13 protein-coding genes are annotated in these 15,089 nt (G+C 71.7%); all 13 read left to right on the top strand.

What is annotated here, in order from left to right:
* The 13 genes from ACZ7BZ_RS34950 (at position 1) to ACZ7BZ_RS34890 (ending at position 14,802) form a co-directional block, all read left to right on the top strand.
* Positions 1–1,653 carry a UDP-N-acetylmuramoyl-L-alanyl-D-glutamate--2,6-diaminopimelate ligase gene (locus ACZ7BZ_RS34950; RefSeq protein ID WP_470361864.1) on the top strand — a complete coding sequence of 551 codons (1,653 nt, stop codon included), beginning with the start codon at positions 1–3 and terminating at the stop codon, positions 1,651–1,653.
* On the top strand, positions 1,650–3,053 hold the full coding sequence (locus tag ACZ7BZ_RS34945) for a UDP-N-acetylmuramoyl-tripeptide--D-alanyl-D-alanine ligase (protein ID WP_470361863.1): 1,404 nt from the start codon (positions 1,650–1,652) through the stop codon (positions 3,051–3,053). The genes ACZ7BZ_RS34950 and ACZ7BZ_RS34945 overlap by 4 nt, the downstream gene beginning before the upstream one ends.
* Complete coding sequence (gene mraY, locus ACZ7BZ_RS34940) at positions 3,053–4,114, top strand: phospho-N-acetylmuramoyl-pentapeptide-transferase (protein ID WP_188309292.1); 1,062 nt, start codon at positions 3,053–3,055, stop codon at positions 4,112–4,114. The genes ACZ7BZ_RS34945 and mraY overlap by 1 nt, the downstream gene beginning before the upstream one ends.
* On the top strand, positions 4,111–5,553 hold the full coding sequence (gene murD / locus ACZ7BZ_RS34935; RefSeq protein ID WP_470361862.1) for a UDP-N-acetylmuramoyl-L-alanine--D-glutamate ligase: 1,443 nt from the start codon (positions 4,111–4,113) through the stop codon (positions 5,551–5,553). Before mraY ends, murD begins: the two co-directional genes overlap by 4 nt.
* A 154-nt stretch (positions 5,554–5,707) precedes the next feature.
* The gene (gene ftsW / locus ACZ7BZ_RS34930; RefSeq protein WP_470361861.1) at positions 5,708–7,078 is read left to right on the top strand and encodes a putative lipid II flippase FtsW; all 1,371 of its coding nucleotides are present in this window, start codon (positions 5,708–5,710) and stop codon (positions 7,076–7,078) included.
* A gap of 6 nt (positions 7,079–7,084) precedes the next feature.
* A complete protein-coding gene (gene murG / locus ACZ7BZ_RS34925) occupies positions 7,085–8,191 on the top strand; it encodes an undecaprenyldiphospho-muramoylpentapeptide beta-N-acetylglucosaminyltransferase (protein ID WP_380462120.1) in 1,107 nt (368 codons plus the stop codon).
* Complete coding sequence (locus tag ACZ7BZ_RS34920; RefSeq protein WP_380462121.1) at positions 8,184–8,957, top strand: cell division protein FtsQ/DivIB; 774 nt, start codon at positions 8,184–8,186, stop codon at positions 8,955–8,957. The genes murG and ACZ7BZ_RS34920 overlap by 8 nt, the downstream gene beginning before the upstream one ends.
* Positions 8,958–9,319: 362 nt before the next feature.
* Entirely contained in the window at positions 9,320–10,552 is a 1,233-nt protein-coding gene (gene ftsZ, locus ACZ7BZ_RS34915; protein ID WP_380462122.1) for a cell division protein FtsZ, read from the top strand.
* Positions 10,549–11,280: a peptidoglycan editing factor PgeF gene (pgeF, locus tag ACZ7BZ_RS34910; RefSeq protein WP_470361860.1), complete on the top strand. Its 732-nt coding sequence runs from the start codon at positions 10,549–10,551 to the stop codon at positions 11,278–11,280. The genes ftsZ and pgeF overlap by 4 nt, the downstream gene beginning before the upstream one ends.
* Positions 11,280–12,068, top strand: coding sequence for a YggS family pyridoxal phosphate-dependent enzyme (locus tag ACZ7BZ_RS34905; RefSeq protein ID WP_470361859.1), 789 nt, complete (start codon positions 11,280–11,282; stop codon positions 12,066–12,068). Before pgeF ends, ACZ7BZ_RS34905 begins: the two co-directional genes overlap by 1 nt.
* A gap of 297 nt (positions 12,069–12,365) precedes the next feature.
* Positions 12,366–12,974 (top strand): cell division protein SepF, encoded by a 609-nt coding sequence (locus tag ACZ7BZ_RS34900; protein ID WP_030282899.1) that lies wholly within the window; start codon positions 12,366–12,368, stop codon positions 12,972–12,974.
* Positions 12,975–13,072: 98 nt separating this feature from the next.
* The gene (locus tag ACZ7BZ_RS34895) at positions 13,073–13,354 is read left to right on the top strand and encodes a YggT family protein (RefSeq protein WP_030282903.1); all 282 of its coding nucleotides are present in this window, start codon (positions 13,073–13,075) and stop codon (positions 13,352–13,354) included.
* A gap of 59 nt (positions 13,355–13,413) precedes the next feature.
* The gene (locus ACZ7BZ_RS34890) at positions 13,414–14,802 is read left to right on the top strand and encodes a DivIVA domain-containing protein (protein WP_470361858.1); all 1,389 of its coding nucleotides are present in this window, start codon (positions 13,414–13,416) and stop codon (positions 14,800–14,802) included.
* The last annotated feature ends 287 nt before the right edge of the window (positions 14,803–15,089 follow it).

The following is a 15,089-nucleotide window of genomic DNA, read 5'->3' as shown; positions in this document are numbered from 1 at the left end:
ATGAGCAACCAGCGGGCCAGTGCGGACGGCGGCGCGGCGGAGGCCCGGTTTGGCCCTGGGCACCCTTCGGCGGATAGCCTTCCCGCCGTGCCGAAACCCGATCAAACCACCGTGAGTCCGCCCCGCCCGACCGGGACCGCCGCCCTGCCGCTCGCCGAGCTGGCCGCCCGGCTGGGCCTGCCGCCCGTCGAGGGCGGTGCAGTCACCGGCGTCACCCACGACTCCCGCGCGGTGCGCCCGGGTGATGTGTACGTGGCCTTCCCGGGCGCCAACCACCACGGCGCGGCCTTCGCCGCCAAGGCCGTGGACGCCGGTGCGGTGGCCGTGCTGACCGACCCGGCGGGCGCCGAGCTGGCCGCCCCCACCGGGCTGCCGCTGCTGGTCGTGGACCGGCCGCGGGGCCGGATGGGCGAGCTGGCCGCGATCGTCTACGGCCACCCGTCCGAGCGGCTGCTGATGATCGGGCTGACCGGCACCAACGGCAAGACCACCACCTCGTACCTGGTCGAGGGCGGGCTGCGCGGCGCCGGGCGCAGCCCGGGCGTGATCGGCACCGTCGAGATGCGGGTCGGGGACGAGCGGATCAAGAGCGAGCGCACCACCCCCGAGGCCACCGACCTGCACGCGATCCTCGGCGTGATGGCCGAGCGCGGCGCGGACGCGGTGACCATGGAGGTCTCCAGCCACGCCCTCGTCTTCGGCCGTACCGACGGGGTGACGTACGACGTCGCGCTGTTCAACAATCTCACCCCCGAGCACCTCGACTTCCACCCGGACATGGAGGACTACTTCCAGGCGAAGGCCCGGCTGTTCCAGGCCGGCAAGTCCCGCCACGGGGTGGTCAACCTGGACGACGAGTACGGGCGCCGGCTCGCCGCCGAGGCCGAGATCCCGGTGACCTCCTTCTCCGCGACCGGTGACGCCGGGGCGGACTGGCGGGCCGTGGACGTTCAGCTCGGACCGGCCGGCTCCACCTTCCGGGTGGTCGGTCCGGACGGCGCCGAGGCCGACGCCTCCGTCCCGCTGCCCGGCCCGTTCAACGTGGCCAACGCGCTGGCCGCGATCACCGTGCTGGTCGCCGCCGGGCTGCCGCTGGAGCGGGCGGTGGCCGGAGTGGCCGCCGTTCCCGGCGTGCCGGGCCGACTGGAGCGGGTGGACGGCGGGCAGCCGTTCGTCGCCGTGGTCGACTACGCCCACAAGCCGGACGCCCTGCACGCCGTCCTCGCCTCGCTGCGCGAGGTCACCAAGGGCCGGCTGCACGTCGTCGTCGGCTGCGGTGGCGACCGCGACCCGCACAAGCGCGGCCCGATGGGCGCCATCGCCGCCCGGCTCGCCGACACCGCCCTGCTGACCAGTGACAACCCGCGCAGCGAGGACCCGCTGGCGATCCTCGCCAGCATGCTGACCGGCGCCGCCGCGGTGCCCGAGGCCGAGCGCGGGGCCGTCCTGGTCGTCCCCGACCGGGCGGAGGCGATCCGACTCGCGGTCGCCCGCGCCCGGGCGGGGGACACCGTGTTGGTGGCCGGCAAGGGCCACGAGCTCGGCCAGTACGTACGAGACGAGATCCGCCCCTTCGACGACCGGGAGGTGCTGCGCGAGTCCATCGCGCGGACCACGGCCGAGCAGGGCGACCGAGGAGTAGAGCAGCAGTGATCGCACTGACCCTCGCCGAGGTGGCGACCGCCGTCGGAGGCACCCTGGACGGCGCCGACCCGGACACCCTGGTCACCGGCCCGGTCGAGGTCGACTCGCGGAAGGTCCGCCCCGGCGGCCTGTTCGCGGCCTTCGTCGGCGAGCACGTGGACGGCCACGACTACGCGACCACGGCGGTCGAGGCCGGCGCCGTCGCGGTGCTGGCCTCCCGCCCGGTCGGCGTGCCCGCCGTCCTGGTCGACAGTGTGGTGGAGGCGCTCGGCCGGCTGGCCCGGACCGTGGTCGCCCGGGCCGAGGGCACCACGGTGGTCGCGCTGACCGGCTCGGCCGGCAAGACCAGCACCAAGGACCTGATCGCCCAGCTGCTCCAGCGCCACGGCGAGACCGTCTTCCCGCCCGGCTCGCTGAACAACGAGATCGGCCACCCGATGACCGCGCTGCGGGTCGAGGACGGCACCCGGCACCTGGTGATGGAGATGGGCGCCCGGCACAAGGGCGACATCGAGTACCTCACCTCGATCACCCCGCCGCGGATCGGCCTGGTGCTCAACGTCGGCACCGCTCACGTCGGCGAGTTCGGCTCCCAGGAGGCGATCGCCGAGGCCAAGGGCGAGCTGGTGGAGGCGCTGCCCGCCGAGGGCGCCGCGATCCTCAACGCGGACGACCGGCTGGTGCGCGCGATGGCCTCCCGCACCAAGGCCAAGGTCGTCCTGTTCGGGGAGTCCCCGGACGCCGACGTCCGGGCGACCGACGTTCGCCTGGACGCCACCGGGCGGCCGTCGTTCACGCTCACCACCCCGGCCGGTTCCGCTCCCGTGCAGCTGCGCCTGTACGGTGAGCACCACGTCTCGAACGCCCTCGCCGCCGCCGCGGTGGCGACGGAGCTCGGGATGACCGTCGACGACACCGCGGCAGCTCTGGGCGAGGCGGGTGCGCTGTCCCGCTGGCGCATGGAGGTCGTCGACCGGGCCGATGGTGTCACCGTCGTCAACGACGCCTACAACGCGAACCCCGACTCGATGCGGGCCGCGCTGCGGGCGCTGGTCTCGATGGGCGGCCGCGGTCCGGAGCGCCGCCGTACCTGGGCGGTGCTCGGCGAGATGCGGGAGCTCGGCGAGGACAGCCTGGCCGAGCACGACGCCATCGGACGGCTCGCCGTCCGGCTGGACGTCACCAAGCTGGTGGCGGTCGGCGGACGCGAGGCGGCCTGCATGGAACTCGGCGCGAGGAACGAAGGTTCGTGGGGTGAGGAGTCGGTGCTGGTGTCCGACGCGGACGCGGCGGTCGAGCTGCTGCGCAGTCAGCTGCGGCCGGGGGATGTGGTCCTGGTGAAGGCGTCCCGTTCGGTGGGGCTGGAGAAGGTGGCCGAGGCCCTCCTGACGGACGGTGTTGCCCGATGATGAAGCAGATCCTCTTCTCCGGGATGATCGGCCTGATCCTCTCGCTGGTCGGCACGCCCGCCCTGATCAAGCTGCTCGCCCGAGGGGGCTACGGCCAGTACATCCGTGACGACGGTCCCAAGGCGCACCACAGCAAGAAGGGCACGCCCACGATGGGCGGCATCGCCTTCATCCTGGCGACCCTGATCGCGTACTTCGGCACCAAGGCGATAACGGGCGAGAGCCCGACCGCCTCCGGGCTGTTGGTGCTCTTCCTGACCACCGGCCTCGGCCTGGTCGGCTTCCTGGACGACTACATCAAGGTCGTCAAGCGCCGCTCGCTCGGCCTGCGGGCCAAGGCGAAGCTGGCCGGCCAGTCGATCGTCGGCCTGGTGTTCGCCATCCTGGCGCTGCAGTTCCACGACGACCGCGGGCTCAGCCCGGCCTCCCAGTCGCTGTCCTTCGTGCGCGACTTCAAGTGGTCGATCGGCCCGGTGCTGTTCGTCATCTTCGCGTACTTCATGATCGCGGCGACCTCCAACGGCGTGAACCTGACGGACGGTCTGGACGGCCTGGCCACCGGCGCCTCGGTGATGGCCTTCGGCGCGTACACCTTCATCGGCGTCTGGGAGTACGGGCAGAGCTGCGCCTACTTCCTCTCCGCCACCAACGCCTGCTACGACGTCCGGGACCCACTGGACCTCGCCGTCGTGGCCGCCGCCCTGATGGGCTCCTGCTTCGGCTTCCTCTGGTGGAACACCTCGCCCGCCAAGATCTTCATGGGTGACACCGGCTCGCTCGCCCTCGGCGGTGCCCTGGCCGGTCTGGCGATCTGCTCGCGCACCGAGCTGCTGCTGATCCTGCTCGGCGGCCTCTTCATGATCATCACCCTGTCGGTGATCATCCAGGTCGGCTCCTTCCGGATGACCGGCAAGCGCGTCTTCAAGATGGCGCCACTACAGCACCACTTCGAACTCAAGGGCTGGAGCGAAGTCCTGGTCGTGGTCCGCTTCTGGATCATCCAGGGCCTGTGCGTGGCCGTCGGCCTCGGCCTCTTCTACGCGGGATACCGGACCGGATGACGAACCCTGACTTCTCTGACCTGCCCGTCGTCGTCGCCGGACTCGGCGTCTCGGGCATCAGCGCAGCGCGCGTCCTGAACGGGCTCGGCGCGAGCGTCACCGTGGTCGACGGCGGTGGCGGTGTGGGCCTGCGGGCCCGCGCCGCCGAGCTGGAGGCGATCGGCGTCGCGGTACGCCTGGGCGACGGCGCGAGCCTGCCCGAGGGCACCGAACTGATCGTCACCTCGCCCGGCTGGGCCCCCGACAGCGCGCTGTTCGCCGCTGCCGAGGCGGCCGGGGTACCCGTCTGGGGCGACGTCGAGCTGGCCTGGCGGCTGCGCAAGCCGCTGCCGGGCACCGGTGAGCCCGCCCCCTGGCTGGCCGTCACCGGCACCAACGGCAAGACCACCACCGTCCAGATGCTCGCCTCGATTCTCACCGCGGCCGGCAAGCGCACCGCCGCCGTCGGCAACGTCGGGGTCTCGGTGCTGGACGCGGTGCTCGCCGAGGAGCCGTACGACGTGCTCGCCGTCGAGCTCTCCAGCTACCAGCTGCACTGGGCGCCCTCGCTGCGCCCGTACTCGGCGGCCGTGCTCAACCTGGCCCCGGACCACCTCGACTGGCACGGCTCGATGGAGGCGTACGCCGCCGACAAGGGCCGGATCTACGAGGGCAACGTGGTGGCCTGCGTGTACAACCTGGCCGACCCGGCCACCGAGGCGCTGGTCCGCGAGGCCGACGTCGAGGAGGGCTGCCGGGCGGTCGGCTTCGGGCTCGGCGCGCCCGGCCTGTCGAACTTCGGCGTCGTGGACGGCCTGCTGGTCGACCGCGCCTTCGTCGCGGACCGGGCCAAGAACGCGGCCGAGCTGGGCTCCGTCGAGGACGTCAACCCGCCGGCCCCGCACAACATCGCCAACGCGCTCGCCGCGGCGGCGCTGGCCCGGGCGTACGGGGTCGAGCCGAAGGCCGTCCGGGAGGGCCTGCGGGCCTTCCGCCCGGACGCCCACCGGATCGCCGAGGTCGGTACCGTCCGCGAGGTCACGTACATCGACGACTCCAAGGCCACCAACACCCACGCCGCCGCGGCCTCGCTGGCCGCCTACCGGCCGATCGTCTGGGTCGCCGGGGGACTGGCCAAGGGCGCGACCTTCGACGACCTCGTCCAGGGCGCGGCCGAGCGGCTGCGCGCGGTCGTGCTGATCGGGCAGGACCGGGCGCTGATCCGCGAGGCACTGGAGCGACACGCTCCGGATGTGCCGGTGATCGAGGCGGCCGAGGGCCAGACTGGCGCGGTGGCGATGACCGAGATCGTTCGAACGGCCGCATCGCTCGCCCGATCGGGTGACACGGTGCTGCTGGCCCCGGCCTGCGCCTCGATGGACATGTTCACCAACTACGGCGAGCGCGGCGACCTGTTCGCGGCGGCCGTCCGGGAGCTGGCGGACCCCGCGGGGGAGTAGTCGGGCCCCTCGGGCGAGTGAGCCGAAGGGCCGCGCCGTCGGGTTCGGAGCGGCCCGGAGGCGAACGAGCCGTGGGAACGGGAGCGACGACCGTCGGTGTCGGGTTCGGAGCGGCCCGGAGGCGATCGAGCCACAAGAGTGGGAGCGGGGAGCGGTGGCGGGGCAGGGCAGGGCGGATTCCGGTGCGACCGAACAGGACGCCGCCGAGCCGTGGCGAGTGATCTCCGCCACCACGACCAAGTACAAGTCGGCCGGTCCGCTGGGACGGTTGCAGGCCTTCCGGGCCCGGGTCCGGTACTGGCTGGACCGGCCGCTCACACCGTACCTGCTGATCGTCGGCACCACTCTGCTGCTGGTCGTGCTGGGCCTGATGATGGTCTTCTCGGCCTCGCAGATCCTGGCGCTGAACCAGCACCACACCGCGCAGTACTACTTCCTCAAGCAGCTGATCGCCGGCATCCTCGGCCTGGTCCTGCTGGCCGGCTTCGCCTCCGTCCCGGTGGCGGTGCTGCGGGTGATCGTCTACCCGGTGATGTTCGCGGTGATCGGCGCGCTCGCGCTGGTCGCGGTGCCCGGCATCGGGGTGCGGATCAACGGCAACCAGAACTGGCTGGACTTCGGGTTCTTCCAGTTCCAGCCCTCCGAGTTCGCCAAGCTCGCGCTGGTGCTCTGGGGCGCCGACCTGCTCGCCCGCAAGCAGAAGGCCGGCACCCTCACCTCCTGGAAGCACCTGCTGGTGCCGCTGGTGCCGGGCGCCCTGCTGCTGCTCGCGCTGATCATGATCGGCGGTGACATGGGCACCTCGATGATCCTGGTGGCCATGGTGTTCGCGCTGCTCTGGATGGTCGGCGCACCGCTGCGGCTGTTCGTGGCCACCCTCGGCGTGGCGGTCGTGGTCTGCACCGCCCTGGTGATCACCGTCCCGCACCGGGCCGAGCGCCTGGGCTGCATCGGCGTCACCAAGCTCGACCCGGAGGGTGCCTGCTTCCAGGCCCTGCACGGGGTGTACTCGTTCGCCCTCGGCGGCGGCTTCGGCACCGGCCTCGGCGCCGGCGTGGAGAAGTGGGGCCAGCTGCCCGAGGCGCACACCGACTTCATCTTCGCCGCGACCGGCGAGGAACTCGGTCTTGTGGGGACGCTGTCGGTGATCGGTCTCTTCGCGGCACTAGGCTACGCGGGTATCCGTGTGGCCATCGGTACGAAGGATCCCTTCGTCAGGTACGCCGCGGGAGCCGCCACCACCTGGATCATGGCGCAGGCCATGATCAACCTGGGGTCGGCGCTGGGACTGCTGCCCATCGCGGGCGTCCCGCTCCCGCTGTTCTCCTACGGCGGTTCCGCCATGCTGTCGGCCATGTCCGCGATCGGAGTGCTGCTGTGCCTGGCGCGCAGCTCCTCGGGCGCGAAGGCGGCCCTGGCCGCCCGGAGCAAGAACTCCCGGATCAGGAAGCGACTGGCCCGGGTGCTGCCACGACGACGAACCACAGCGCGCCCGGCCCCCGGGCCGGCACGCAGGGAGCGGTGAATTTCGGTGCATGTCGTACTCGCCGGCGGGGGGACCGCCGGTCACATCGAGCCGGCCATGGCCCTCGCGGACGCACTCCGCAGGCACGACCCGTCCATCGGGATCACCGCCCTGGGCACCGAGAAGGGCCTGGAGACCCGGCTGGTACCCGAGCGCGGCTACCAGCTGGAGCTCATCCCGGCCGTCCCGCTGCCCCGCAAGCCCACCCCCGAACTGATCACCGTCCCCGGCCGGCTGCGCGGCACCGTGCGGGCCGCCCAGGAGATCATCGAGCGGGTCAACGCGGATGCCGTGGTCGGCTTCGGCGGTTACGTCGCGATGCCCGCCTACCTGGCCGCCAAGCGGGCCGGCGTGCCGATCGTGGTGCACGAGGCCAATGCCCGCCCGGGCCTGGCCAACAAGATCGGCGCCCGCTACACCGACTTCGTCGCGGTCTCCACCCCGGACAGCAAGCTGCGCGACTCCCGGTACATCGGGATCCCGCTGCGCCGGACCATCGCCACCCTGGACCGCAACGCCACCCGGCCGGAGGCCCGCCAGCACTTCGGCCTCGACCAGCGGCTGCCCACCCTGCTGGTCTCCGGCGGCTCCCAGGGCGCGCGCCGGCTCAACGAGACGGTCACCGCGATCGCCCCGCGGCTGCAGCAGTACGGCGTGCAGATCCTGCACGCGGTCGGCCCGAAGAACGAGCTGCCGCAGGTCGCGGACGTCCCCGGGATGCCGCCGTACCGCCCGGTGCCGTACATCGACCGGATGGACCTCGCCTACGCCGCGGCCGACCTGATGCTCTGCCGGGCCGGCGCCATGACCGTCGCCGAGCTGGCCGCCGTCGGCCTGCCCGCCGCCTTCGTGCCGCTGCCGATCGGCAACGGCGAGCAGCGGCTGAACGCCCAGCCGATGGTCAAGGCCGGCGGCGGCCTGCTGGTGGACGACGCCGAGCTGACCCCGGACTGGGTGCTGCAGAACGTGCTGCCGGTGCTCACCGACCCGCAGCGGCTGTGGGACATGAGCCGGGCCGCCGCCGAGTTCGGCCGCCGGGACGCCGACGACCTGCTGGTCGGGATGGTGTACGAGGCGATCCAGGCCCACCGGGGCGGTCGCCGACGTGGCTGACGGCCGGCTCGCCGACCCTCTGGACGAGGAGCTGGAGGAGGAGTCCGCTCCCCGCCTCCGGCTCTCCCGGCGGGGCATCGCGGTGCTGAGCGTGCTCGGCGCCGCGGTGCTGGGCGGGCTGGCCTGGATGGTGTTCTTCTCCTCGGTGCTGGACGTGCGCGACGTCGCCGTCCAGGGCGCGACGGACGACAAGCTGACGTCGGACCAGGTCCGCCAGGCGGTCGGCGGACTGGCCGACGGTCCGCTGGCCCGGGTCGACCTGGACGGCGTCCGGCACCGGGTGGAGGCGATCCCCCGGGTGGCGAAGGCCGAGGTGTGGCGGGGCTGGCCGCACACCCTGCAGGTCAAGGTGGTCCAGCGGACGGCGGCCGCCGCCGTCAAGGGGGATGACGGACAGTTCACCCAGGTGGATGCCTCCGGCGTGAGCTTCGCCACCGAGGCGGCACCCCCGCAGGGCGTTCCGGTGGTGGAACTGCGGCTCAGTCAGTCCGCGAAGGACGTGGACGGGGTGATCTCCCGGGGCCAGCTGGTGCAGGGTGCGGTGGCGGTGGCCGCCGGGCTCCCGCCGGAGATCGCCAAGCGGGCCGGATCCGTCCTGGTGCACTCCTACGACGACATCGAACTGCAGCTCAGCGGGGGTGCGACGGTGCGTTGGGGGAGTCCGGAGGAGACCGATCGGAAGGCCCGGGTGCTGTTGGCGCTGATGAAGCAGAAGGGCACCACCTTCGACGTGACGGCGCCTGAGGCGCCGGCGGTGTCCGGCTGATCCGCTAGATTCTGTGCCCGAGGGAGGGGTTGACGCCTCGAAGTGTCGGCCCGACCCTTGGTGGTCACCCCGGTTTCCATTGCCGGCCGATGATCACATAGGCTCAAAAGAAAAAGGGAAGCTCGGCGTGTTCGTTGAAACGCGTGCCCAGAGCCACCTAGTGTCCTGTGTCACCAGACTCTGTCCATTGGTGATGTGACGGAGGCACAGGACTAACCCTAAAGGTCAAGTTTAGGGTTGGGGTCGGCGGTCGGCATTTCGGACATTCAGTCAGAAACCAGGCTCCCTACCCATCGACATCCGTCGGTACGGCCCCCGTCGGGCCGGGCCGACCCGGAAATTCGAGGCGAGAGGCCTTCGACGTGGCAGCACCGCAGAACTACCTCGCAGTCATCAAGGTCGTCGGAATCGGCGGCGGTGGTGTCAACGCCATCAACCGGATGATCGAGGTCGGTCTCAAGGGCGTCGAGTTCATCGCGATCAACACCGATGCGCAGGCCCTCCTCATGAGCGACGCCGACGTCAAGCTCGATGTGGGCCGTGAACTCACCCGGGGCCTCGGCGCCGGCGCCAACCCCGAGGTCGGCCGCAAGGCCGCCGAGGACCACCGCGAGGAGATCGAGGAGGTCCTCAAGGGGGCCGACATGGTCTTCGTGACCGCAGGCGAGGGCGGTGGCACGGGCACGGGCGGCGCGCCCGTCGTCGCCAACATCGCCCGCTCGCTGGGCGCCCTGACCATCGGCGTGGTCACCCGTCCCTTCACCTTCGAGGGCCGGCGCCGGGCCAACCAGGCCGAGGACGGCATCGCCTCCCTGCGCGAAGAGGTCGACACCCTCATCGTGATCCCCAACGACCGCCTGCTGTCCATCTCGGACCGCCAGGTCAGCGTCCTCGACGCGTTCCGCTCGGCGGACCAGGTCCTGCTCTCCGGTGTCCAGGGCATCACCGACCTGATCACCACCCCGGGTCTGATCAACCTCGACTTCGCCGACGTCAAGTCCGTCATGTCGGACGCCGGTTCGGCGCTCATGGGCATCGGTTCGGCCCGCGGCGAGGACCGTGCCAAGGCGGCCGCCGTGATGGCGATCTCCTCGCCGCTGCTGGAGGCCTCGATCGACGGCGCCCGCGGCGTGCTGCTGTCCATCTCGGGCGGCTCCGACCTCGGTCTGTTCGAGATCAACGAGTCGGCCCAGCTGGTCAGCGAGGCGGCCCACCCCGAGGCCAACATCATCTTCGGTGCGGTCATCGACGACGCGCTCGGCGACGAGGTGCGGGTCACCGTCATCGCGGCCGGCTTCGACGGCGGCCAGCCGCCGGCGATCGTCCGCGACCCCGTGGTGAAGTCCACCACCCCCGCCGCCCCGGCCACCCCGCCGGCCGCCCCGGAGCGTCCGTCCGGCCGTCCGTCCTACGGGAGCATCGGCTCGGTGACGTCCCGTTCGGACGGGGAGGCCCCGGCCGCCCCGTCGCGTTCGGCCGAGACCCCGGCCACCACGACCGCCGCCGCCCCGGTGCCGCCGCAGGTGCAGCCGGTCCGGCAGCCGTTCGTGGAGAGCCCGGCCGAGGAGCTCGACGTCCCGGATTTCCTTAAGTGATCGATCACGCCGTACGCGCGGGTGCTCACTTCGCCTTCACCGACAGGTGGGGCGGGGTGAGCACTTCGCCGTACGGGGAGCTCAACCTCGGCGGTGCGGTGGGGGACGACCCCGGGGCCGTCCGGGAGAACCGGACCGTCGCGGCCCGGGAGCTGGGGCTGGACCCGGCCGACGTGGTCTGGATGAACCAGGTGCACGGTGCCGAGGTGGCCGTGGTGACCGAGCGCCAGCCGCTCGGGGCCGCCCCGACGGTGGACGCGGTGGTCACCGACCGGCCGCTCGCCCTCGCGGTGCTGACCGCGGACTGCACCCCGGTGCTGCTGGCCGACCCGGTGGCGGGGGTGGTGGGCGCGGCCCACGCGGGCCGGCCCGGACTCGCGGCCGGAGTGGTGCCCGCGGTCGTCCGGGCGATGGTCGCCCTGGGGGCCGAGCCGACGCGGATCACCGCCGCCACCGGTCCCGCGGTCTGCGGCCGCTGCTACGAGGTGCCGGCCCGACTGCGCGCCGAGGTCGCCGAGGTCGTCCCGGCGGCTTTCGCCGAGACCTCGTGGGGGACTCCGGCGCTGGACGTGCCGGAGGGCGTCGCGGCCCAGCTGGCCGCGGCCGGAGTCACCGAACTGGTGCGCTCACCGGTCTGCACCCTCGAATCCGCCGATCACTTCTCCTATCGCCGCGAGCAGCGCACCGGCCGACTCGCGAGCTACGTCTGGTTGGGCTCTGATCACTGATGACGAACGACATCTACGGACCGTTCCCGGGGAGCGCGGAGTTCCTCCAGGTGCTGACCGAGGGCCAGCGGGCCCGGTACGAGGAGCTCGGGACCAACCTGGACGTGGTGGAGCGCCGGATCGTGGACGCCTGTGCGGCCGCCGGGCGCCCGCGCGAGGACGTCACCCTGATCGTCGTCACCAAGACCTACCCGGCCGAGGACACCGCGCTGCTGGCCGGACTGGGTGTGACGGATGTCGCGGAGAACCGCGACCAGGACGCCGCGCCCAAGGCGGAACAGTGCAGAAACCTTCCTCTTGACTGGCACTTCGTCGGGCAGCTGCAGACCAACAAGGTCCGCTCGGTGGTCCGGTACGCGAACCACGTGCACTCGGTCGACCGGCTGCGGCTGGTCGAATCGCTCTCCGCCGCCGTGCTCAAGTCCGAGCGCCCGGAGCTGGGTTGCCTGGTGCAGGTGGCGCTCGACAAGGAGCACGGGGAGGGCGGGCACCGGGCCGGAGTCGCCCCCGAGGACGTCGCGGAACTCACCGACGCGATCGCCGACACGCCCGGCCTGCGCCTGGACGGTGTGATGACGGTCGCTCCGCTGGCCGGTCCGCTGGCCGGTGACCCGGCTCGCGCCTTCGACCGGCTGGCGGAAATCGCAACCGCCGTACGGGCGGCCCATCCGGCTGCCACCATGGTCTCCGCAGGCATGAGCGGCGACCTTGAGCAGGCGATTGCCGCCGGAGCGACACATGTACGCGTCGGAACGGCGGTACTCGGAGTGAGGTCACCCCTCGGGTAACGTCACCGGGTAGTAGATCAGACTGCAGGACAAAATAGGACAGAAGCTAGCAGCTTTCCGAAGCGCTAGCCAACCGTGGATCGCAGCTCCGCGGCCCCCACTCCACGTACTCTGACAGGTTGTCGACCTGATGCGCCGTCGTGGGGGATCGCGGAATCCGCAGGCGGGGCCCTTGGTCGCCCGGCCGTCGGGACGGTCCTCAGGAGCGAGCGAAGCGAGCGACCACCGGAAGGTGCGCGTTTCGCGAAGCAACCACCGAGCGTGAGCGAGGTGGTCATGAGCGGAGGAGACAGGAGCATGGCCGGCGCAATGCGCAAGATGGCGGTCTACCTCGGCCTCGTGGAGGACGAGACGTACGACGGCCAGGGGTACGACCCCGACGACGACTACGACGCGGACCCCGAGCCGATCCGCACCGGGCAGCGGACCGAGGACATCCCCCGGCCGGCCGCCGCCCCCGCGCCCGCCCCGGTCTCCTCGATCACCCCGCAGCCGGTTCCGGCGGCGGTGCCGATCCGGCAGGAGACCCCGAGGATGGCCCCCGTGTCGTCCATCACACCCGAACGACGCCACAACCTGGAGAAGAGCGCCCCGGTGATCATGCCCAAGGTAGTGAACGAACGAGAGCCCTACCGCATCACCACGCTGCACCCCCGGACCTACAACGAGGCCCGTACCATCGGGGAACAGTTCCGCGGCGGGACCCCCGTGATCATGAATCTGACCGAGATGGACGACACGGACGCGAAGCGGCTCGTAGACTTCGCCGCTGGACTCGTCTTCGGTCTGCACGGCAGTATCGAGCGCGTGACACAGAAGGTGTTCCTGCTGTCGCCTGCTAACGTCGATGTCACGGCGGAGGACAAGGCTCGGATCGCCGAGGGTGGGTTCTTCAACCAGAGCTGACCCGGCCACGACTTTACGTGTGGATCTGATCAACAGTGGTTGGCGACAGGTGATGAGCGGCAGGCCCTAGGGCCCGTGACCGGGGAGAGGGAAACGCGATGGACATCGTGTGGGCGGTGCTCTACTACGCCCTGACCGTCTTCCTGGTGTTCCTGCTCGTACGACTGGTCATGGACTGGGTCTTCCAGTTCGCGCGTTCGTGGCGGCCCGGCAAGGCCATGGTCCTGGTCCTGGAGGCCACGTACACTGTCACGGATCCGCCGCTCAAGCTTCTTCGGCGGTTCATTCCGCCGTTGCGTTTCGGGGGCGTGGCGCTCGACCTGTCCTTCTTCGTACTGATGATCATTGTGTATGTCCTGATCTCGCTTGTGCACCCCTAGTCGTAGGTGAGCGATGCGACAGGATGCCGGTGTGCCGACGATCACGTTGAGGTGAAGAGATGCCATTGACCCCCGAGGACGTTCGGAACAAGCAGTTCACGACCGTCCGCCTGCGTGAAGGCTATGACGAGGACGAGGTCGATGCCTTCCTCGACGAGGTCGAGGCGGAGCTGACCCGCCTCCTCCGGGAGAACGAGGACCTGCGGGCCAAGCTGGCCGCCGCGACTCGCGCCGCCGCGCAGAACCAGGCCAACATGCGGAAGGAACCGCCGCAGGACGCCCAGCGTCCGGCCGCGCCCGTCCCGGCCGCCATATCCGGCCCGCCGGTCCCCGGCCAGCAGGGCCCGGGTGGCCCGCAGCAGATGGGCCCCGGCGGCCCGCAGCAGATGGGTCCGGGCGGTCCCCAGCAGATGGGTCCGGGTGGCCCGCAGCAGCAGATGGGCCCCGGTGGTCCGCAGCAGCAGATGGGCAACCAGCCGCTCGGCCTGCCCTCCGGCGCGCCGCAGCTCCCGGCCGGCCCGGGCGGCCAGATGGGCCCCGGTGGCCAGCAGCAGATGGGCCAGACCATGGGCGGCCAGCAGCAGCTGGTCCAGCCGATGGGCGGTCAGATGCTGCAGCCCATGGGCGGGCCCGGTGGCCCGCAGCAGATGGGCAACCCGATGGGCCAGGGCATGGGCCAGCAGCAGCAGATGCAGCCGATGGGTGGCCCCATGGGCGGCCAGCAGCAGCAGATGGGCGGCCCGCTCGGCGGCCCGATGCAGCAGCAGGGCCCCGGTGGCGACAGCGCCGCCCGCGTGCTGGCGCTCGCTCAGCAGACCGCCGACCAGGCGATCTCCGAGGCCCGTTCCGAGGCCAACAAGATCGTCGGTGAGGCGCGCAGCCGGGCCGAGGGCCTGGAGCGCGACGCCCGTGCCAAGGCCGACGCCCTGGAGCGGGACGCGCAGGAGAAGCACCGCGTCGCGATGGGGTCGCTGGAGTCCGCGCGGGCCACGCTGGAGCGCAAGGTCGAGGACCTGCGGGCGTTCGAGCGTGAGTACCGTACGCGCCTGAAGTCCTACCTGGAGACCCAGCTGCGCCAGCTGGAGTCGCAGGCGGACGACTCGCTCGCGCCGCCGCGGATCCCCGCCACCGCGTCGCTGCCCCCGGCGGCCTCGTCGATGGCGCCGGCCGGTGCCGGGTCGATGGGCTCTGCGCCGTCGTTCGGTGGGAACCAGCCGTCGTTCGGGGGCAGCTCGCCGTCCTTCGGGGGGCAGAGCTCCTTCGGTGGGAACGCGCCGGCGCCGAGCTTCGGCGGGCAGGGCGGCGGTGGCAACAGCGGTGCGCCGCAGATGCAGCCGGCCGGGATGACCCAGCCGATGGCGGCCGTCCGGCCGCAGCCGCCGCAGCCGATGCAGCAGGCTCCTGCGCCGATGCGGGGCTTTCTGATCGACGAGGATGGCGACAACTGAGGTTGTAGCAGGGTTTTTTGAGGGCGTCTCCTTTCTGGCCTTTGGGTTGGGGAGGGGGCGCTCTCTTTGTTTGGGGTGGGGTGGGGGGCGCTGCGCGGGGCTGGGGGGTGGGGGTGGGCTTTCGGGAGGGTGGGTGGTGCCGGGGGCGGTTCCGGGGGTGGGGGGCGCTGCGCGGGGCTGGGGGGTGTGGGGGGCTTTCGGGAGGGTGGGTGTGCCGGGGGCGGTTCCGGGGGTGGGTGCTCCGGGGGCTGGGTGATTTCCCGCCCCCCCCCCCCGTCCGTGCGGTG

The sequence above is a fragment of the Kitasatospora sp. NPDC036934 genome, assembly GCF_055608425.1.
This window is presented reverse-complemented; position numbering and strand designations above follow the sequence as displayed.